The following is a 20,866-nucleotide window of genomic DNA, read 5'->3' as shown; positions in this document are numbered from 1 at the left end:
TGTATTAATCCTAGTATAAAAAAAGCCTGGTCAGACCACAAGTCAAAACCAGGCTTTATTATTACTTTGGACAATTAGTCTGCTTTATCTTCTTTAAAGTTTTTCCAATAGTCTTTTACCGTACTTTTCATATCTTTATGCAGTAACAGGATACCAATCAAGTTGGGTATCGTCATTAGCGCCACCGTCACCAATGCCAAATCCCAAACGATAGAAGCATCAATAATTGCACCAACAAAGAACAGCCCTACATAGACAATGCGATATGGTAATACTGCTGCTGGCCCCCAAAGATAGGTTGCAGCCCTATCGCCATAATAAGACCAGGCAACTGCTGTAGTAAATGCAAATAGCAATAAACCAATAGTTACGATGTATTTACCATTATCTCCAAAGAAACCTCTAGTAAAGGCTTCTTGAGTTAATTTCACAGAGTGAATCAGAGACTTGCCCTCGACAGTTAAACCATCTCCTTCAAGCTTGCCATCTACGACACGAATGACACCTGTTAACAATTTACCATTTTCTTTATAAAGAACATCTTCGGCAACTGAGCGAGCATTCACTAAAGTAAAGCCATTAGAAATAGCCTTGCCTTCATTAACGGAAATACTGCCGGTGTAATTAGCAATAACATCTTCTTTACTTGGATTACGATCTAGATGCTTAAAGAGTTTATTAACATCAGTATCATTTTTATCGCTGTAGTCGCCTACCAGGAATTGCATATCAGCACGGTCAAATTGGTTGTGATGTTTTTCTGACCAAACACCAGAAGATAATAAGACCAAGCCAGTGATAGTACAAATGATGATGGTATCAATAAAAGGCTCCAGTAAAGAAACCATGCCCTCTGATGCTGGCTCGTTGCCCTTTGCAGCAGCGTGAGCAATTGGTGCTGAACCTTGTCCCGCTTCGTTCGAGAACAAACCCCGATTTACGCCGCGATTAAAGGCATAGGCGATACTTGCGCCCATGAAGCCGCCAACTGCTGCTGAACCAGAAAATACGGAACTAAAGATAGAAGTAAACGATGGGATAATATTTTCGTAATTATAAAAAATAACAGCAAAAGCACCGACCACGTAAATTAGCGCCATTAAAGGAACAACTTTCTCTGCCAGTTTCGCGATACGCTTGATACCGCCAATGATGACTAGTGCTAATAATACTGCTAAAACCGCACCAGTGATCCAAGTCTCAATACCAAAACTATCTTCCATACCAGAAGCGATATTATTGATCTGAGGCATATTACCGGAGCCAATCGAACTGACGATAGTAGCTAAAGCGAAAAATACTGCCATCCATTTTAAATTTAGTTTCTTTTCCATGAAATACATGGGGCCACCGGCCATAGTGCCGTCTGCAGTTTTCTCACGGTATTTGTGGGACAAAGTTACCTCAACAAACTTGGTAGTCATACCCAAGAAAGCGGTAACCCACATCCAGAATAATGCGGCAGGACCACCCAGATAAATAGCTAAAGCTACGCCACCAATATTACCGGTACCAACAGTGCCAGATAATGCAGTAGACAGTGCTGCAAAGTGAGAAGTATCACCAGGAGCGTCTTTTTTGGTGTATTTACCGCGAACAATACGGGTAGCTTGACCAAAATAACGAATTTGTGGAAAGCCAAGATAAATGGTGAAGAAAACACCAGTACCTAATAGCAAGTATGGAAAAATCCAATAAGAACCTAGGTAGGCATCAAGAGTTAGAATAAAGTCATGTATTGCGTCAAACAAAGGTCAATCCCCAATATTTTTATAGTAAGAAAATTGACATAACCTTAACATTTAGGCTTAAACATGACTAGAGTTATTCTAAATCCATGTCTTCTTCGTTGTATTCTAGTGGTAATTGCCTGAAACTTGCAGATTCAGACAATTGAAATCGAACGCCTAGACCTAATAAACGGACAGATTTTTCTCGTCGATAAAAGCCTTCTTCGATGAGCTCGTAAAACAAATCATCATTGATTCCGAAGCTTGTTTTTTCAACTGTAGTGGCGGTGAAATCACTAAATTTAATTTTTGCGTACAATTTATTAATCGGAGAGTCCACTTTAGAGCTCGCTATTCGCTGCTTTAGTGTAGCCAATAAATCCGGCAGCTCCTCGAAACATTCATCTAGTTTATTCAAGTCATGTTCGTAGGTATTTTCAACACTTAGCGATTTTCTAGGGTATGAAACGATAACTTCCCTTTCATCGATACCGTGGGCTAACTTATGTAGTCTATCGCCGTAGGTCCCAAACTTTCTTGATAAGGTTAATAAATCAAATTCACGGACATCATTACAATTATAAATCCCTAGATTGTTTAATTTTTGAGTCGTTTTCTTTCCTACTCCTGGGATCTTCTTAACATCCAGCTTTTTAACAAAACTGTCCACTTCTTCGGGGGTGATGACAAATTGACCATTAGGTTTATTCCAATCAGAGGCAATTTTGGCAAGGAACTTGTTTGGCGCTATACCGGCTGATGCGGTTAAATCTAGCTCTTGATAGATTTCATGACGAATAGCCTGTGCAATATAGGTAGCGCTTCCTTTGTATTGTTCACAGTGGGTAACATCTAAAAACGCTTCATCCAAAGACAAGGGCTCTATTAGATCGGTATATTTGGCAAAGATACTCCTGATGACTTTTGAATCATGTCGGTATTTATCAAAATTGCCGCCGACAATAATCAAACTGGGACATAACCGCTTAGCATGAGCCGATGGCATAGCGGAATGGATCCCATAAGCCCTAGCCTCATAGTTACAAGTGGCAATAACACCACGACGCGAAGGATGACCTCCTACTGCAACGGGATGTCCTTTTAAAGCAGGATCGTCCCGCACTTCAATAGCAGCATAATAACAATCCATATCCACATGGATTATCTTCTTTTGAGTTTTCTCTAAACTGCTATTCGTCATTAGAATACAACCGAAAGTTATGAAACCTTTTATCGATTAGTCTGCATCAAAAGATAATATTAATCTGCGCGCCGCCCAATGTGACGCTTTTTTCTATTTCGATTTCGGCGTTGTAGGCTTCAATAATTTCTTTAACCACCGACATACCAATACCTTGACCTTCCACGGTTTCATCAAGGCGTTTGCCACGACTTAATACCGCCTCTTGCACATGCTTAGGTATGCCAGGCCCATCATCTTCTATTGAAATCTTGGTTTTACCATTAATAGATACCGCTGAAATATTCACTTGTGATTTGGCCCACTTACAAGCATTGTCGGTTAAGTTACCGCAAATTTCATACAGATCACCTTCACTCACATTTATGCTGAGCTGTTCATCAATATTGTAATTTATAGCAATCCCTTTTTCGGAATAAACCTTAGATAGCCCAGAGGCTAACTTTTCAATTGCTCGACTTATCAATATCCGCTCAGCCATAACCTTAGGACCGCTAGTCGCTCGTTGCAATTGATAGCTTACAATTTGGTTCATGCGCTCAAGCTGCTCTTCACTAATCCTCTCTAATTCAGTAGCATTAATTTTATTTTGCAACGCCGATTGCATAACAGCTAAGGGGGTTTTTAAACTATGAGCGAGATTGGCAAGAGTCTCTTTATATCTTTTTGATTGCTCTCTCTCATTGGTGATGAAGCGATTAATACTCTCAGTTAACCCTTGGATTTCACGAGGATAATTATCGTCTAGTTTTTCAGCAAGCCCTTGTTTGACATTTGAGAGTTCGTTGGTAATTTTACGCATCGGCTTAAAAGTCCAGCGAAGAATCAAAAACAAAACTAATAGCAAAGAAATTGCAAGAATACTCAGCCACATCAGTAGCTTATTTCGGTACGCTGAAACCACTTGCTTATAAGCTCTTTTATTTTCAAGAATCATAAAGTGATAAAGTGCGACATCACCTTCTTGAGATTCCCATTCAGTCACAAAATGAAATTGAAAATATTCCTTTTCCGGTAAAGATAAATTGTAAAGTTTTGGTTCGCCTGGCAAGCTCAAAGGTACTTTTAAATCTGTTTCTTCAGCTGAAATAGAATTCCACACTAAAGTTTCTGTTTCATCAAATACTAATGCTGATAAGCCACTCGCATACTGGTTAAATCGCTGATCAATTTGCGGCTCTTCTGGGATATAAAGCTGATCTTTTTCTTCTAGTTCAGCTGCAGATAAAATCCCATAAAACTGAGCTGTTAATCGCTCAAAAGTGGCCTGCCGAATACCTGATTCATAAGCCTTTAATAACACTGCACTCATTGCCAATATAAAAAACACCAGCACTATACTGGTGTTAATTAAAAGTCTTTTTTGTAATGAGTAAGAGTAAGACAAGAATCGTTTTCTCTAAATCTAGGTTATAAGTCTGAATTTAGTCGATAACCACGGCCACGCAGAGTTTCGATAGGCTTAATCCTCCCATCGGGATCTATTTTCTTACGCAGCCTACCGACAAATACTTCTAGCACATTCGAATCACGATCATAATCTTGTGCATATAAATGTTCAGTAAGCTCTGTTTTTGAAACCACTTTATCTGGGTTTAACATGAGGTATTCCAAAACCATATACTCATATGCAGTTAAATCCATGGTGATGCCATTAACCTTAACTTCTTGTTTCATGCTATTAAGACTAATTGGTCCTTTAACTATTTCCGGGCTGGCATAACCAGAAGAACGTCTTAACAAGGCATTAATTCGAGCAAATAATTCTTCATTTTGAAATGGCTTTGTTAAGTAATCATCCGCTCCCGCCGCTAAACCATCAACTTTATCTTGCCAATGTTCGCGTGCCGTTAATATCAAAATTGGAAAATTAACATTTTCTTTGCGCAAAGTTTTAATGGCTTCGATACCAGAAATACCAGGTAGACCTAAATCGAAAACCCCTAAATCAAATTCATATTCTCGAGCAAAATATAAAGCTTCTTCACCATCAGGCGCAGCTTCAACCGCATAGTTTTGTTTTTTTAAGGCTTCAACAAGCTGTTCTCTTAAAGCTTGATCATCTTCGACTAATAATAATTTCATGCTGATCCTTTTAGATGGTTTTTCTATACGATTTTTTTCTAAGGAGTATTTATCAAGGCTGCTTAGCACTTGAATGGTTAACCATAAACTTGCCCATTACAGGCATTAACACTAATGCTTCTAACACGCCCTGATTTGGAAAGTGTTTTTACACGATATATAGGCGGATTACCACGGCTTAAATACGCAGAAACCACTTTACTCCCCGTTCTACTGGCAACCGCACGCATAGCACCAGATTTGCTGATCATTTTGCATTGAGCATCACGATCTTTTCTTGGCTCTCTTTGTGAAGCAGCCTCTGCAGAACTTGTGTAAAGTCCTGCAAAACTGCTTATCAAAATTAATAACAAAAATAGTGCTTTTTTCATTGTTTAACCTAAAGTTAACAGTATTTCTTAACGACGAACTGGAACTGCAGATAATCTAACGTCAATATAGCGACCAGGTCTATAATCCATAAAGGTTTCAAAACGCTGACCTTTATATTTATATTTTACATTGTAACCTACTAATTCTTGACGCTGATAACCCCCGCTATAAACCGTTTCACAATATTCTCTTGAATGGCGCTTATTCTTTGCAGCCTCACCACCAATCACTGAACCAAGTACTGCACCAACAGCAGCCCCAGAGCGTTTATTATGCCTGTGCTTCCCACCAGCGTTGTAACCAATCACACCGCCTATAACAGCGCCTAAAACCTTACCTGCTTTACGATCCGAACGACTGTAACTTCTTGGTTCACGATAACATTGTTGCTCAGCAACCGGCTCACCACGAAACGAACGGTAAATAGGATCGACATCAGTTACTTTAGCTTTAACAACTCGACTGTATTCTGGTCGATATTGGTTATGTCTTCGGTCACTTTGATAATCATCATAACGACTATCACGATTTTCATAACGATCATATCGCTCGTTATAATGCTTATCTTTTCCATCAGCCATGGCGCTAGCACTGAATGCTAATGCCAAAGAGAGGCTTAGGGTGCTTAATGTAGTTTTTGCTAGTGTCTTCATGGTCTTTCTCCTTTGGGACAAAATATTTATAAAAGCTGTATTAGCTTTTTCATGGTATGGAGAAATTCTACAAAAACTTAACTGAACCCTATCTGAATCTTATTTAGATAAAATAATGTCTTACATTCAGCTACTTTTCAGCAAATAGACGCTGCATTATCAGTACAAACAAAGCTCCCAGAGTCGCCGTTATGATTGAATATTGATTAAAGCCTGTGAGTTCACCGCCAAAACCAAACTTTTGCCCTAAATAACCACCCAACAAACCACCAATAACACCTAGTAATAGGGTTCTGAAAAATCCATTATGTCGCTTAGACGGGATAATAAACTTTGCCAAAAATCCTGCAAATAAACCGACTAGAATCCAACTAAATATTCCCATTAACCACTTACCTTTTAACCATCATTATAACACTTTATTTTTAATACCTGCGCTTCTTAAAACTTATGCCCAAATAACTTTGCTACCGGACTTTCGATGCTTTTCAATTAATGGCATGTATTTTTCTTCTAATTGTGGTCGTCTAATTTTCAAAGTAGGAGTTATTAGTCCGTTATCTGGATTCCATTCGTCATTCACTAACAATATATGCGAAATGCGTTCATGCTTTTCCAAACCACCATTAAGCTTTTGGAAAATAACTTCCGCTTCTTTGAGGTAAGCATTTTTATCTTTAAACTCTTTACCAAAGACAGACGCTACTGCAACAGGCGCAGGCAAACCATCGCCAATCACACATAAGTTCTCAACGCCAAGTTCTGGCTCAAGCTTTGATTCAATTGGAATAGGAGATACGTATTTACCTTTTGAGGTCTTAAAAATGTCTTTAACTCGACCGGTAATAAACAGGAACCCGTTTTCATCGACAGTCCCTAAATCCCCAGTTTTCAAATAACCTTCAGCCGTCATTACTTCTGCGGTCTTTAAAGGCTCTTTATAATAGCCTTGCATAATACTGGGGCTTTTTAATAACACTTCGCCTGACTCATCATCGATAACAACCTCTGAGGAGCTGATAGCTCTACCGACAGAGCCTGATTGGCGAATATTAGGGATATTAGCAGTACCAAATGCCATGGACTCTGTTAAACCATACGCTTCGCAAATGTTAATGCCTAATTTTTCAAAGAACTTAATCGTTGCTGCTGGTAAAGCAGCCGCGCCAGAAAGCGCAACTTTGACATTATCTAGGCCTAAGCCAGCGACAATTTTCTTTTTAATAATATTTTTAATAACAGGCAACTTTAACAAAAGTGCTAATTTAGACTTGCCTACTTTAGACTCAATTCCTTGTTGGAACTTAAGCCAAATTCTTGGTACACCCAAGAAAATAGATGGTCTTACCGATAAGATGTTTTGCTGGAAAGTATCCAATGATTCGGTAAATGAAACAACACTACCGCTATGAATACTGATGATTTCTACTAGCTCTCTTTCCGCGCAATGGGCTAATGGTAAATAAGAGAAGAAAGACTCTTGTTGCATTTCAACATATTCAATGCCTGCGTTTGCAGCATTTGCTAAAGCTCTAAAGTCGATCATCACACCCTTTGGCATACCTGTCGTTCCAGAGGTGTAAATGATACTGGCTATCTCATCGAGATCACGATCAGGTTTATCGATCATTGCATCGTTATTGGCAGTGATTTGGTCCCAAGATTCAAAATCTGGGTACTCATGGAAAAAGCCTATTTTTTTCAAGTCCTCTGGGATCGCTTCTTTTTTTGCCGCCCAATCCCACAATTTACCCACAAACAACATTTCAGCTTCGCTATGCTCTAAGATAGTAGCGATGGTGTTTTTTCCGGCAGTTGGATAGATTGGTACCGAAATATGTCCTGCCATCATGATGGCTAAATCAGCCATAAACCAATGTGAACAATTCAACGAAAGAATGCCGACCTTAGATTTCTCGGGTAAATTGGCTTTCAAATAAGTCGCCATTTTCCTGACTTGTTCACCAACTTGCCCCCAAGTGTACTCTTTCCAGTCTTTGCCAAAAGGCTGTCGCAAAAAGACCTCATTAGCCTTAGATTCTTCGTGACGATAAAAAGCACTAATGGTTGTTTCTAGTTCATGACTCATATTTGATATCTCTTTTTATATTAGCTCGCGATACATTAGATAATGCTCACCGATCCCATCAAGATTAAAAGATCCCCCAGTGGCCTTAAAACCTATTCTCTGATAAAAGTTCTTCGCGTCAACACGCGCATTGCACCATAATAGATCAGCGCCAGCTTTCTTACAAATATCAATAGCTTGTGTTAGTAAATTAGTTCCAATTCCATGGCTCTGTAAGCTTGGTTCAATGGCCATTCCTCTAAGTCTAAAAGCTATTCCGTCAGGAAGATTGGCATTAGGTTCACAATAAAACGAACTGACACCAACAACATCTTTGCCATTTAGAGCAGCGAAGTGAAATGCTGAGTCTTCTTTATCTTCTTTATAGTGGCAACTGGATAAAGGTTGTGCAGGCCTCAATACCTGATGCCTTAATGAATAAACCGCATCTACTGGAACTTCTTTGTAATTTAAATTCATACCAACTTCCCACTCAACATTAGCGCACTCAAACCTGCTAAGACAACATCAAGCCAGTTTTACTGATCACCTAAGCTTTTTTCCTTTAGCTCTTTCAATTTGTTCTTAGAATCTTGTAACGACTCAATGGCCTTCTGTCTCTGCGCTTCAACCTTAGCTTCAACTTCTTTTCTCTGTTTTTCCATGGCTTCTAAAGCTTCTTTAGAAATGCCGTCATCAAGTTCCTTAGCGACTGTCTTTGCTTCTTCCTTAACTGCGTCTATAGCCGCAGTTTCTTTCTTATCTTCACCACACGCCATCAAAGTTGCAACAGCCAATAAAATTAAAAATAGTTTGTACATAATTATTCCTTTTACTAAACAAAAAAAACCGCACTAAATGGCGCGGCTTCTATATTACCCATAAAGCTAAACAGTTCACTACTGATCGCCGTCACGCTTCTTTTTATAATCTTCAATTTTTTTCTTTGTTTCTTCCGACAGCTCTTTCCTCTTTTCTGAAGCTAGCTCAGACACATCAGTTGCTACTTTCTTAGAAGCGTCAATAGCATCGGCAGTTACCTCTTTTGCCTCAGTAACAACTTTGCTAGCAGCATCTTTAGTGCTATCAACTGCGTCAGATGCCATAGCTTTTGCTGAATCAACTGCGTCAGAAGTCGCCTCTTTCACATTCTGCGCTGCTTCTTTAGCTTTATCTGCAGTGGTATCGACGACCTCTTTAGTGGCATCTTTTACAGCAGATATTGCTTCAGAAGTTTCCTTTTCTACCGCCTCTTTTTTCTCATCACTACAGGCCATTAAAACTGTCGCGCTTGTTAACATTGTAATTATTACTAATTTATTCATTTAGAGCTCCTCCTCATATAAAAAGCCCATTCAGTATCTCACGACATCAAACAGGCTTTAAACTAGATTTTGTGAAATTAGCGACCTTTATCATTTTTTACCCTAAATTAGCGACTAGTTTCACGATTTTTTAATAATGTTCTTATCAAAGAAATTACTTTTTACCTAAGAATAGCCACGTTTCCAAGACCGTATCTGGATTTAACGAAACGCTATCGATACCCTGCTCCATCAACCATTTGGCAAAATCAGGATGATCAGACGGCCCTTGACCACAAATACCAATGTATTTATTCGCTTTCTTACAGGCTTTAATAGCGTTAGATAGCAACACTTTGACGGTTGGATCACGCTCATCAAAGAGATGAGAAATGATGCCTGAATCTCGATCTAAGCCTAACGATAACTGAGTTAAGTCATTAGAACCCACTGAAAATCCATCAAAGTATTTCAAAAACTCAGTGGCTAAAATTGCATTCGACGGCAACTCACACATCATGATCACACGTAAACCATTATCACCACGCTTAAGACCGTTGGCTTCTAACAGTTCAGTCACTTTCTTAGCTTCTCCTAAGGTACGTACGAATGGGATCATAACTTCAACATTGGTTAAGCCCATTTTATTGCGTACACGTTTAATGGCTTCACACTCCATCTCAAAACACTCACGGAATTCTTCTGAGATATAACGCGAAGCACCACGGAAACCTATCATTGGGTTTTCTTCTTTTGGCTCGTATAAATTGCCACCAATTAAGTTTGCGTATTCGTTTGATTTAAAATCCGACATACGCACAATAACTTTCTCGGGCGCAAAAGAACAAGCGATGGTTGAAATGCCTTCAACCAGTTTGCTGATATAGAATTCTTTTGGATTAGCATAACCGGCCATTTGCATAGCAATGGTTTTCTTTAAAGACTCGTCCTCAAGATTGTTATAATCCAATAAGGCTTTCGGATGCACCCCAATCATACGATTAATAATAAACTCTAAACGCGCAAGACCAACACCTGCATGCGGTAAACGTGCAAAATCAAAAGCGCGATCAGGGTTTCCCACATTCATCATGACTTTGAATGGTAATTTGGGCATATCCGAAACAGAATCTTTATTGATTGCAAAATCTAATAAACCTGAATAGATATTACCGGTTTCACCTTCTGAGCATGAAACTGTGACTTCCATACCATCTTTAATCAAGTCAGTAGCGTTACCACAACCAACCACTGCTGGAATGCCAAGTTCACGAGCAATAATTGCAGCGTGACAAGTACGACCGCCACGATTAGTCACAATTGCAGCAGCACGTTTCATGATGGGCTCCCAATCTGGATCGGTCATATCAGTCACCAATACGTCACCTGGCTTAACCGATGCCATTTCATCAATAGAACTAATAACTTTGGCGACACCTTTACCTATACGCTGACCAATAGCCCGGCCAGTAGCCACCAAGTCGGAAGTGGCTTTTAACTGATAACGTTCGATAACGTTCTTATCAGCACGACTTTGAACCGTCTCTGGGCGGGCCTGAACAATATAAAGCTTGCCGTCAGCGCCATCTTTAGCCCACTCAATGTCCATAGGACGTTTGTAGTGCTTTTCAATAATCAAAGCTTGTTTAGCTAACTCTTGGATCTCAGCATTGGAAATACAGAAGTTCATGCGCTCTTTAGTATCAACTTTTACGGTGTCGATAGACTTATCGTGATCAGTATCATCCGTATAAACCATTTTGATCGCTTTACCTCCAAGGGTTTTACGAACGATGGCTTGCCTGCCTTGCTCTAAGGTCGGCTTATGAACATAGAACTCATCAGGATTTACTGAGCCTTGTACCACTGTTTCCCCCAAGCCATAAGCACCAGTAATAAAGACCACATCATTAAAACCAGATTCGGTGTCCATAGTGAACATAACGCCTGAAGCGGCAATATCAGAACGCACCATCTTTTGGACGCCAGCCGATAATGCTACTAACGAATGTTCAAAGCCTTGATGTACACGATAAGCAATTGCTCGATCGTTAAATAGCGAAGCGAAAACCTCTTTTAAGGCCTTCATGACATTATCAATACCGCGAACGTTTAAGAAAGTTTCTTGTTGACCGGCAAAAGAAGCATCAGGCAAATCTTCAGCAGTCGCTGATGAACGAACTGCCACTGCGAAGTCTTCATTCGAGTTAGCTTTTAGTGCTACATAAGCCTGACGAATGGCTTGCTCCATCGCAGGTAAGAATGGCGTGTCCATAACCCATTGACGAATTTTAGCGCCAGACTCCATTAATTTTTCTACATCATCAACGTCCAACTCTTTTAACTCATCGTTGATTTTTTTATTTAAACCCGATTGCTCTAGGAAAGCACGGAAAGCATCTGCAGTAGTTGCAAAACCGCCAGGAACGCTAACGCCCACATTGCTTAAATTACTGATCATTTCGCCCAGTGAAGCATTCTTTCCGCCTACTCGCTCAACATCATTCATGCCAAGCTCTTCATACCAAATTACAAATTCATTCGAATGGCGGTTATCAAAATTAGGTGTTACGTGCGTTTCTTTAGGTGTATTTTCCATCAGAGTTCTCCTCTTTATTGCTCAATAGTTTACAATCAGCAATTGAAGTCATGCTTTAACTTTTACGATTATCTTATGAAAAGAAAATCGTAAAATAAATCAAATGACAACTTGCTGAAAGCAGTTCTAAATGCTTAAATTTACTGACTTTTTCAAAACAGTGGCGCTATTCTACTGAAGATTGGAGCAATATGAAACGAACAGTTTTTTTTATTTCTGACAGAACCGGAATTACCGCAGAAATGCTCGGCCATTCCCTAATGGCACAGTTTGAAGACGATGTGGATTTTGAATACCACACGATTCCTTTTGTGGACGATGAAGAAAAAGCCAATAACGCCGTAACGCGAATTAATCAAACAGCCTTACGCGGTGTCAACAAACCAATTGTGTTTGAAACCATCGTACAGCCTGAGATTCGTGAGATTATTCGTAATGCGAACGCCATGCTGTTAGATTTTTTTCATACCTATATCGATCCGCTCGAAGAAGAGCTCGGTGTTGATAGCTCCTTCCGCGTCGGTAAATCCCACTCTACAGATGACTTACAGGCATACGATACCCGTATGAGCGCCATTAACTTTGCACTCAATAATGATGATGGAATGACTACTCAGCAATACGACCAAGCCGATATCATTCTAGTCGGCGCCTCTCGCTGCGGAAAAACCCCAACTTCCCTATATATGGCGATGCAATTCGGTATTTTTGCCGCTAACTACCCTTTTACTGAAGAAGATATTCCTAATATCAAATTGAATCCGGGCTTAGCGCAAAACAAAGATAAAATTTATGGACTCACTATTGATCCAATGCGTCTGCACGAAATTAGAAATGAACGCCGCCCTAACTCCAAATACTCTTCCATGCCACAATGCATGTTAGAGGTGCGCGAAGTGGAAGCCTTGTATAGGCGCGAAGGGATTCCCTTTATCAATACCACATCCCGTTCCGTCGAAGAGCTTGCCGTAAAAATCATGTCTGATACGGAAATTGAGCGAAGGATTTATTAATCAATAATCTACAAAAGATCAATTTATAATAATTCACTGATTTTGACTGGTATCAGATACTGTACTAACCTTAAGGATAATCAATAAAATATATGACCTCACCTATACAGTACCTGCAATAAAGTACCTAAAAGTGAGAGAACCTAACATTCACATACTTATTATGTAAATCGAGGAGTAACTTATCAAAACTACAATGAAAACAGCTATCGATGCGCCTGCAGATATAGTGTTTCTGTGGCTCGAAGATAATGATCGTCTCAAACAATGGGTTCCTAATTTAGTCTCCGATGAGACTATTGTGGAGACTCCTGAAAAGATCGGCACTAAATTTCAACAGGTCTTCCTAGAAAATGGTAGAAACATGGAGATGATTGGTGAGATAACAGAATACGCTGAAAACAAATTGATGCGCGTTATCATGCATGGCGATAAGTTCGAACTAGACGTAAGCTATCAGTTGAACTCTTTAGCTGAAGCTCAAACGGAAGTTACACAAGACACTCAGATAAAGTTCAAAGGATTTATGAAAATCATGACTCCCATTTTCTTTGTCGTATCCAAATTGAGTAAGAATAACCCTCAAATTGCCGCCCATGCCAAGCTCAAAGAAATGGCCGAACAAGAATATCGATCTCGATTTGTTTAGCTAATCTAGCCTCTATCTCGTAGCAATACAAATAGGAGAACGGTTAAGGTTTGACTACCACCAACCCCATTCGCTGGCCTACCGGGACTTTGTTGTTGGGAAAAACAATGGCTTCACCATCTTGCTCTACCAAGTAAGAGTTTTTACCGGCATCAAGTAACAAGTCACCTTTATTAAACTGGGTAAAGTTTGCGGTATTAGCCGAGTCAAAACCAAGCTCATCCATTTCAGATGTTTTGATTAATTCTTTTTTTACCATAAACAAATTGGCATCATGAATATCGCAATTCGATTGAAATTCATACTGCCCTGATACTTGTGCAATCAATAAACTTTCAAACTGCAAAAAATCTTCACGATTGTTTTCACCAAAAGGTCTTACTTTGCCTAACTCTAGAGTAAAGGCATGAGCATTAAATTGATAAGAGCTAAAATAGGAAAAGGTGGTGCTTGGTTTGTGATAAAGCAAAATAGTTTCTATCCCCGTATCTACCAGAAACCTTATTTGCGCTTTAGAATGACTACGCTCGTGAAGATAAGGGTAAATAGCAAACTTTTGATGTAAAGACGGCTTTATTGCGGTATGTAAATCATAATGAATTCTCACCTGCCCTAAACCATCAAGACCTTCTCTGTCATTAACATTATAGTCCACTTGTTGATAAAAAGTTTGTACTTGTTGCTCTATTTCTTGAGCTCTTTTAGCTTCTTCACCAGCAACAGGATCATCTACATAGTCTTTCCAGGCACCGTTAAATAAACGATTTAAATTAAACCCTGTAAAACGTTCTTGAATCAGCATCGCTTTAGGGTTACCAATGATAATTAATAAATTATGAGCCAGAGGAATTTCTTCTTTAAATATTTTACTGACTAGATCGGATAAAATTTCTATCGGCGCAGTTTCATTACCATGAATCCCTGCTGATAAAACTAAATTAACATTAGAATTGTGCTTAGGGCTAATCTCTATTATTCCTACCGCCTTAAATTTAACTCTGAACTTTTCAAGACTCAATGCAAAAGGATCCAATGACTCAGCATTGTCTTTAACAAATTCGATTAAATTAAACTGACGACAAAACTCCTTGGCATCCATGATTTACTTTCGTCCTTCTTCCATAACTGTTTTTGTATCAGAATTATTGCCTTCAAAAGGGGGAGCCATCAATTGAGGGTCGAGTCTTGATTTAAACCAATTGATTCGCCAATCCAAATGAGGACCCGTAGCACGACCTGTGGCACCAATGGTTGCGATCAAATCACCTTGCTTAACCACTTGTCCTTCTTCCACGTCAATAGAGTTTAGATGAATAAAGGTCGAACTTACGCCAAAGCCATGATCCACAATTAATGTTCCGCCTGAATAGAACATATTATCATAGGCTAATCGAACAATACCATCGGCTGGTGCCACTACCGGCGTGCCGGTTGGTGCTGCAACGTCGACCCCATAATGAGGGCGTTTAGGATCACCATTCAAGACTCTTTGGCTACCATAAAAACCACTTAAGCGCCCTTTTGCTGGCCAAATGAAGTCTTGCATAAAATGCCTTAGATCCGACGTTTTAGCTCGTGCAGCAGCGACCATAGCCCCTTCTTTACGAATGCGTTTTAACACTTCCGGCTTAATAGGATTTACTTTACTTGGTGGCAAACCGTCCACACGTTCGATATTATATTGACGCTTTCTGATGTGAATAGGTTGAACTTCTTTTAGCGAGCCTTTAGTTAAAGTTAAAGTAGCAGCTGCTTCATGATCGCGATGAAAACCAAATACGAAATAACCATCATCTGAGATTTTTAACTGAGTGCCATTAAATTCGACTTGAGCCTTAGGAGCAGCTTGGCCTATGACCAGACCACCTTGAGCAAAATCGCCTTTTAAAGATAAAAGTAACGGTTCTTTTGCGGCTAATGATGTTGATATAAATAATACTAAAACGAATACAAATCTACTACGCATTTTTTTCTTCCAATTGTTTAACGGTTTCCATTTCAAGTGTTTCTTCAGCTTCTTCTTCAGGCAATTGAACTTGCTCAATTTTTTCGAACCGACTGCTAATCTTATCAGCAGATGTCGTGATATCCTTTACATCTTTCGTGACATTGTCGATATGGCGAGATAAATTAGTCATGCGAGTTTTAAAACGACCAAAGTCTTTTGAAAGCATGGATAAATGCTCTTGAATAATGTGAACTTGCTTACGAGTAGCCTCATCTTTTAAAACAGCGCTAGCAGTTGTTAATAACGCCATCATAGTTGTTGGTGACACCATCCAAACTTTTGACTGCTGGGCATGCTCAACAATCGCAGGATGATGCGCATGGATTTCTGCAAAAATTGCTTCTGCAGGAATAAACATTACCGCTCCTGGTGCTGTTTCCCTTTCGATAATGTACTTCGAGGCTATGTCATTAACGTGCTTTTTAACGTCCTTAACAAATTGACTTTGCGCTTGTCTACGTTCAATTTCAGATGAATCATGATCCATCATCCGCTGAAAGTTCTCTAATGGAAACTTAGCATCAACACCAATAGTTCCTGTTGGTTCAGGCAGGAACAAAGCACAATCCACCATTTTTTTGTTACTAAATCCATACTGAAATTTATAACTGTTTGAAGGCATCACATTTTTTACTAAAGATTCAAGCTGCACTTCACCAAAAGCACCTCGGGATCGCTTGTCTGCAAGGATCTCTTGCAAGCTCACTACGTTACTAGAAAGCTCAGTAATTTTCTTTTGCGCATCATCAATTAAGGCTAAACGTTTTAATACGTCCTGGAAGGTTTGAGTTGTTTTTTCAAAGCCATCAGCCAAACGTTTTTCAACCTGACCGCTAATTTCTTTTAAACGCTCATCGGTAGCTTGAGTCAAGCCAGACATATTTTTATCAAACGATTCGGCTTGAGTTTTTAGGGAAATCGTTAGTTCTTCACGCACATCTTTAATTCCTCGACGGAATTGTGTATGCATAACTTCTTGAGATTCTTTTTGGTTGTGAGCGATCTGCTCTTTTAAAACCTGAATAGTTTGTTGCAGCTGCTCTTTGAATTGGAACAGCTCTTTTTGTTGCTTTTCGGTAGCTTGCCCTACTTTGCCACTAATTTGTTCATTGAATAAATTAAAACCCGATTGGACACTACTCTCAAACTTACCAAAAGATTCAGTTAACTGGGTTTGATTTGCGCCTAATTTTTCAATCAAATTTTCAGAAACCTTGTATTGCTGTTCTCCGATTCTTGTAAACTCTGAATATTGCTGAGTGGCAATGTTATCTTGCTTTTGCCCATATTGGTTTAGTGAGTTATTCGCTTCGGTAAAGTGTTCTTGTTGCGCTTTTAGTTGTTTGCCAAAGCGTGCAATAATAATCAACAGAAACAAGAAAATACCACTGAGCAATACAATCACAGCTGTTTCGAATGGATGGTTTTGAATGAATTCGAGCAAAGTCTTATTTATTAGTCATGAGTATAGACTGAGTGTAACAAATATAAGGGGTTATCGCTCTGATTTATAAGGTAAAACTGGTGTTTTTTAAACTAGCGTTTTTGCCAGGCAAAAAAAAGCCTGCAACAAAGCAGGCTTTTAAATATGGCATCCCGTAGGGGAGTCGAACCCCTGTTACCGCCGTGAAAGGGCGGTGTCCTAGGCCTCTAGACGAACGGGACACAGTGCTAATTTGTGGTAGCTTGAAAGCTTTATCGGGCTTTCCCTCAAACGCGGGCGCAATATTAATGGCAGAACGGTTCTTTGTCAAAAGATAATTGCACTTTTTTATTTATTTTTAAGGAAAAACTAAGGATTGATGAGAATATGAGCAAAAACATGAGTTTTAAACAGAAACTAGGTCATCATAGCCTTTCGATTATAAGTTTATTCATTGCGATTATTGCTTTGACCTACAATACATGGCGCTCTGATACCACCGAAGATAATCGTAATATTCGAGTGGCCGGATTTGAGCTGATTAAGCAACTCGGCAGTATACAAAATACTACTCATAAACTGCATTTTTTTGATAATGCAGAACAAGAACACAATCAATTAGTTATCAGCGGTTGGGGGAACATGGCCTTAATAGAAGACTTAAGCGCCCTACTTCCTGAAACCGTCAGATTTTCTGTGCAGCAATTAAAGCAAAGCTGGCAACAAAACTCTGAGTTATTAAGCGCAGATCAAAATGCTGAAATAGCACTTTCTAAACAAATAGCAGAGACCAGAACTTTGGTTCGCAAGTTACTGATTTCGCTTGATTAGCCAGGTAAATCAGTAACTTACGAATGAACTTAGATTGAATTACTGATTAGTCAGAATTACCCACCAATTGATAGGGTTTATATTCACTAAAGTTCTCAATAAATCGATCCTCTTTTTCGTCCATCTTTTCAACAAGCTCACAAAGCTTCTCAGCTTTACGTTCGATTTCTTCAGCTCGGCGCTCATACTTGTCTTCCATATCGCTGCCAAAGGCTTCCATACGCTTTTCAAAAGCTTCAATTTCAGCTTCATCGCCTCGGATGGCTGCAGCTATCATGGTTCCAATATTACCTTCTACCATATCGGCAACCACTTCTCGGACAACAGCTTCAATCTCTTCCTCAAACTGGCTATCCTCAATATAGTCTTCCAGTTTTTGTGAATAAAGATGATTTTCACTGACGTAAGAGCGAAGCTCAGAACTAATACTCTCTACCCTAGCCTGGATCTTTTCCGCAGCATCTGGCGAGTTCACAAGTAATGTGGTTGATACATCTGATACAGCTTCTAAAGCTAAGGTTGATGCTTCTACGGCTATATCATTCACTACAGGTATTAAAGCGCGCATATCCGCTGCATAGTCAGAGAGTAACTCTTTTTGATTAGCGGTTAAGTTTTGCTTAGCTCCTTTGAGGTATAGATTGTTAGCGTTATCAATTCTGACTTTCTCTTGATCATTTTCCGACAAAGTTATCGAAGTTTTATCAAGATAAACATCATAGCTCATATCTACATCACAACTGCCCGAGTGAGCGACTGCATTGTTGGCTGCTAGCGCTAAAGCTACCGATAAAGCAACATTTTTAAGATTCAATTTCATAGACTCCTCCTCTAAAGTGTTAATTGAACATTTATAAGATGCACCTTTTTACCAAAAAGGTTTAGTTATTATCTGTAACTTGAGGGCTGAATAAGTAACAAAGGATGACAAAGTACTAATTTAGAAACAATTGAGAAAACGCACCAAAATGAAACATTTATTTACGCTTTTGTAAGCTATGACACATCATTTCAATTGGTCTTCTTGCTACTATTGCCTATAATTTGAGAGGTTAGAACAGTTCGTATTTTTAGAGGTTACTGAGTAACCCACAACACAAGAGAAGGAAACATGAAAAAGTTTATTATCATTGCACTAGCTTTGATTGCTGTTGCAGTTGGAGTTTATCTATACAAAAACAAATCTTCCGATGGAGATATTGTTTCATCTATTACTAACAAACTTTCCGGTTCATCTAGCCAAGTTATGGAATATGTCCCTGCCGATACTATTTTATTTGGTGGTAATCTTGAAGCGATGGATTATGACAAGTTAATGGCCTTCAGCCGTAACTTTGGTCTTAATTTTGAAGTCATGGGCGAACTTTTCAATAAAGAAGAGTTTGACATGGGTGACGCACCTGACGGTGCAAAGTTCGTATTTGGTTTCGTCAAAAAGATGATGGGTGCTGCTTCTAGCAACTATCCTAAGACTATGGGTGTTCCAAGTGAAACTGATGGTGCTATCTATACAGTCGGTGCTTTACCAGTCTTCCGCTTTTCTTTAGATGGCTCTAACACTTTCCAAACAATGGTAGAAACTATTGAAAAAGAAAATCAAATCACTGCTAAAGTTGGATCTTTAGATGGTTTTGAATATAGAGAATATTCTTTTGGTGAAGACGTTCCTGTAACTCTAGTACTTTCTACTCATAACAACCAAGCGGTTATGACTTTAAATACTCTGTTAGACGATGCGAAAGATTTGAAATTAGCATTAGGTATCGAAAAACCAGCGAAATCTTTCTCTGACTCGCCTCGTTTAGCTGGATTAGTGAATAAGTTTGGTTATGAAGGCCACCAGTTATTCTTAATGGATAACTTAGGCATCGTTGAAGGTATTACTAACCCTAGAGCCAATCATTTTGGCGGCATGCTAGATGATCTTCTTGTTGCTTACAATGTTAACAATGGTCCTGGCGTATCAGTTTTAGCTGAATACAGAACACCTGAGTGTCAATCAGAACTTACCGCCTTCGTAGGCAATTGGCCTACTATTTCTGCAGGCTACACTAACTTTGACGCTAACTCAGCTAGCTATAAAATGGTTGTAGAAGGTAGCAATGCAGGCTTACTAGACTCTCTACAAAAGTTACATGGTCACTTATCTCCAGCTATGGCTAATAAAGATATGTTATTCAGCATGGGCATGGGCTTCAATATGGCAGAAATGACTGGTGTCTTAACCGATGTTTGGAAGCGCTTAACTAAAGACCCGTATAACTGCTCTAGCTTAGCAGACATGCAAAACGCATTAAAAGGCAACAACCCTGTTATGCAATTAGGCATGGTTAGCGGCATGTTAGGCGGCATTAAAGGCTTTGGCTTTGGTTTAGTCGATATGGACGTAAGTGCTATGGAGCAAGCGCAAAACAATCCTATGGCGGCAGCTGATTCAGTAAGCTTAATCATGACTTTAAGTGCTGATGACCCAATGGCTTTAGTTCAATTAGCCGGTCAATTCCAACCTATGTTAGGTGGCATCGAACTTGAAGAAGGTGCTGCGCCAAAAGCATTACCATTACCTTTACCTGTTGAAGTTAACGGTTCATTGCGTGGGCATGACTTAGTTCTTTCTTTTGGCGATAAAGCTAATGCAATGGCCGCTAATTTAGATACTAATTCTTCTATCGATTACAACGGCTTGTTCAGCGTTAATTATGATATGGGCAGATACTTTGGAATGATTAATCAAGCAATGGCGATGGATCCAAATCAAGATGCTGATGCTGAAGAATTCCAACGTGTATTTAACGAGATGTTTAAAAACGTTAAAGGCCGTTATACAGATAAAACAAGCTTCACTAAAAATGGCTTGGAAGTTACTATGGAATTTGACTTAAACTAAAGTTTAAGTCGGTTCATTAAAAAGCCCCGCATTTGCAGGGCTT

Annotated in this window: 20 protein-coding genes and 1 tRNA gene; 4 read left to right on the top strand and 17 right to left on the bottom strand. The window is 39.3% G+C overall.

Features of this window, described 5'->3' with window-relative positions:
* Positions 1–74 precede the first annotated feature (74 nt).
* The 12 genes from GJS41_RS01390 to ppsA all read right to left on the bottom strand — a co-directional run bounded on the left by GJS41_RS01390 (position 75) and on the right by ppsA (position 11,922).
* Entirely contained in the window at positions 75–1,751 is a 1,677-nt protein-coding gene (locus GJS41_RS01390) for a sodium:alanine symporter family protein (RefSeq protein ID WP_154245555.1), read from the bottom strand.
* A 73-nt stretch (positions 1,752–1,824) separates the two neighbouring features.
* Entirely contained in the window at positions 1,825–2,931 is a 1,107-nt protein-coding gene (gene dinB / locus GJS41_RS01385) for a DNA polymerase IV (RefSeq protein WP_154245554.1), read from the bottom strand.
* A 46-nt stretch (positions 2,932–2,977) separates the two neighbouring features.
* On the bottom strand, positions 2,978–4,243 hold the full coding sequence (locus tag GJS41_RS01380) for an ATP-binding protein (RefSeq protein WP_154245553.1): 1,266 nt from the start codon (positions 4,241–4,243) through the stop codon (positions 2,978–2,980).
* A 98-nt stretch (positions 4,244–4,341) separates the two neighbouring features.
* Entirely contained in the window at positions 4,342–5,016 is a 675-nt protein-coding gene (locus GJS41_RS01375) for a response regulator transcription factor (RefSeq protein ID WP_154245552.1), read from the bottom strand.
* Positions 5,017–5,093: 77 nt separating this feature from the next.
* A complete protein-coding gene (locus GJS41_RS01370) occupies positions 5,094–5,387 on the bottom strand; it encodes a PepSY domain-containing protein (protein WP_154245551.1) in 294 nt (97 codons plus the stop codon).
* 27 nt (positions 5,388–5,414) lie between these two features.
* Entirely contained in the window at positions 5,415–6,041 is a 627-nt protein-coding gene (locus GJS41_RS01365) for a glycine zipper 2TM domain-containing protein (RefSeq protein WP_154245550.1), read from the bottom strand.
* Positions 6,042–6,171: 130 nt separating this feature from the next.
* A complete protein-coding gene (locus tag GJS41_RS01360) occupies positions 6,172–6,426 on the bottom strand; it encodes a GlsB/YeaQ/YmgE family stress response membrane protein (protein WP_154245549.1) in 255 nt (84 codons plus the stop codon).
* Positions 6,427–6,489: 63 nt separating this feature from the next.
* Positions 6,490–8,130 carry an AMP-binding protein gene (locus tag GJS41_RS01355; protein WP_154245548.1) on the bottom strand — a complete coding sequence of 547 codons (1,641 nt, stop codon included), beginning with the start codon at positions 8,128–8,130 and terminating at the stop codon, positions 6,490–6,492.
* Positions 8,131–8,145: 15 nt separating this feature from the next.
* Positions 8,146–8,589 (bottom strand): GNAT family N-acetyltransferase, encoded by a 444-nt coding sequence (locus tag GJS41_RS01350; protein WP_154245547.1) that lies wholly within the window; start codon positions 8,587–8,589, stop codon positions 8,146–8,148.
* 59 nt (positions 8,590–8,648) lie between these two features.
* Positions 8,649–8,930, bottom strand: a complete 282-nt coding sequence (locus GJS41_RS01345; protein WP_154245546.1) for a hypothetical protein — start codon at positions 8,928–8,930, stop codon at positions 8,649–8,651.
* Positions 8,931–9,008: 78 nt separating this feature from the next.
* Entirely contained in the window at positions 9,009–9,434 is a 426-nt protein-coding gene (locus GJS41_RS01340; protein WP_154245545.1) for a hypothetical protein, read from the bottom strand.
* Positions 9,435–9,588: 154 nt separating this feature from the next.
* Entirely contained in the window at positions 9,589–11,922 is a 2,334-nt protein-coding gene (gene ppsA / locus GJS41_RS01335; protein WP_370515666.1) for a phosphoenolpyruvate synthase, read from the bottom strand.
* 281 nt (positions 11,923–12,203) lie between these two features.
* Here ppsA and GJS41_RS01330 point away from each other — a divergent pair, with 281 nt between their 5' ends.
* Positions 12,204–13,025: a pyruvate, water dikinase regulatory protein gene (locus GJS41_RS01330; RefSeq protein ID WP_154245543.1), complete on the top strand. Its 822-nt coding sequence runs from the start codon at positions 12,204–12,206 to the stop codon at positions 13,023–13,025.
* A gap of 196 nt (positions 13,026–13,221) precedes the next feature.
* Positions 13,222–13,674: an SRPBCC family protein gene (locus GJS41_RS01325; protein WP_154245542.1), complete on the top strand. Its 453-nt coding sequence runs from the start codon at positions 13,222–13,224 to the stop codon at positions 13,672–13,674.
* A gap of 43 nt (positions 13,675–13,717) precedes the next feature.
* On the opposite strand, the gene astE is transcribed toward GJS41_RS01325, so the two are convergent.
* From astE to GJS41_RS01305, 4 genes are all read right to left on the bottom strand, one after another.
* A complete protein-coding gene (astE, locus tag GJS41_RS01320) occupies positions 13,718–14,773 on the bottom strand; it encodes a succinylglutamate desuccinylase (RefSeq protein WP_154245541.1) in 1,056 nt (351 codons plus the stop codon).
* Between the two features lie 3 nt (positions 14,774–14,776).
* The gene (locus tag GJS41_RS01315; RefSeq protein WP_154245540.1) at positions 14,777–15,640 is read right to left on the bottom strand and encodes a M23 family metallopeptidase; all 864 of its coding nucleotides are present in this window, start codon (positions 15,638–15,640) and stop codon (positions 14,777–14,779) included.
* Complete coding sequence (locus GJS41_RS01310; RefSeq protein ID WP_227551220.1) at positions 15,633–17,126, bottom strand: DNA recombination protein RmuC; 1,494 nt, start codon at positions 17,124–17,126, stop codon at positions 15,633–15,635. The genes GJS41_RS01315 and GJS41_RS01310 overlap by 8 nt, the downstream gene beginning before the upstream one ends.
* A 145-nt stretch (positions 17,127–17,271) precedes the next feature.
* Positions 17,272–17,347 (bottom strand) — tRNA-Glu (locus GJS41_RS01305).
* Between the two features lie 157 nt (positions 17,348–17,504).
* Between GJS41_RS01305 and GJS41_RS01300 the strand changes: the two genes are divergently transcribed.
* Positions 17,505–17,936, top strand: coding sequence for a hypothetical protein (locus tag GJS41_RS01300; RefSeq protein WP_154245539.1), 432 nt, complete (start codon positions 17,505–17,507; stop codon positions 17,934–17,936).
* A 46-nt stretch (positions 17,937–17,982) separates the two neighbouring features.
* Here GJS41_RS01300 and GJS41_RS01295 read toward each other — a convergent pair whose 3' ends face one another.
* Positions 17,983–18,756, bottom strand: a complete 774-nt coding sequence (locus tag GJS41_RS01295; protein ID WP_154245538.1) for a DUF2884 family protein — start codon at positions 18,754–18,756, stop codon at positions 17,983–17,985.
* Positions 18,757–19,047: 291 nt separating this feature from the next.
* Between GJS41_RS01295 and GJS41_RS01290 the strand changes: the two genes are divergently transcribed.
* Positions 19,048–20,823 carry a hypothetical protein gene (locus tag GJS41_RS01290; RefSeq protein WP_154245537.1) on the top strand — a complete coding sequence of 592 codons (1,776 nt, stop codon included), beginning with the start codon at positions 19,048–19,050 and terminating at the stop codon, positions 20,821–20,823.
* The last annotated feature ends 43 nt before the right edge of the window (positions 20,824–20,866 follow it).

The organism is Kangiella sp. HZ709, assembly GCF_009674675.1.
Classification (GTDB): Bacteria; Pseudomonadota; Gammaproteobacteria; order Enterobacterales; family Kangiellaceae; genus Kangiella.
The sequence above is the reverse complement of the archived record's forward strand: the minus strand, read 5'-3'. Positions and strand labels throughout refer to the sequence as shown.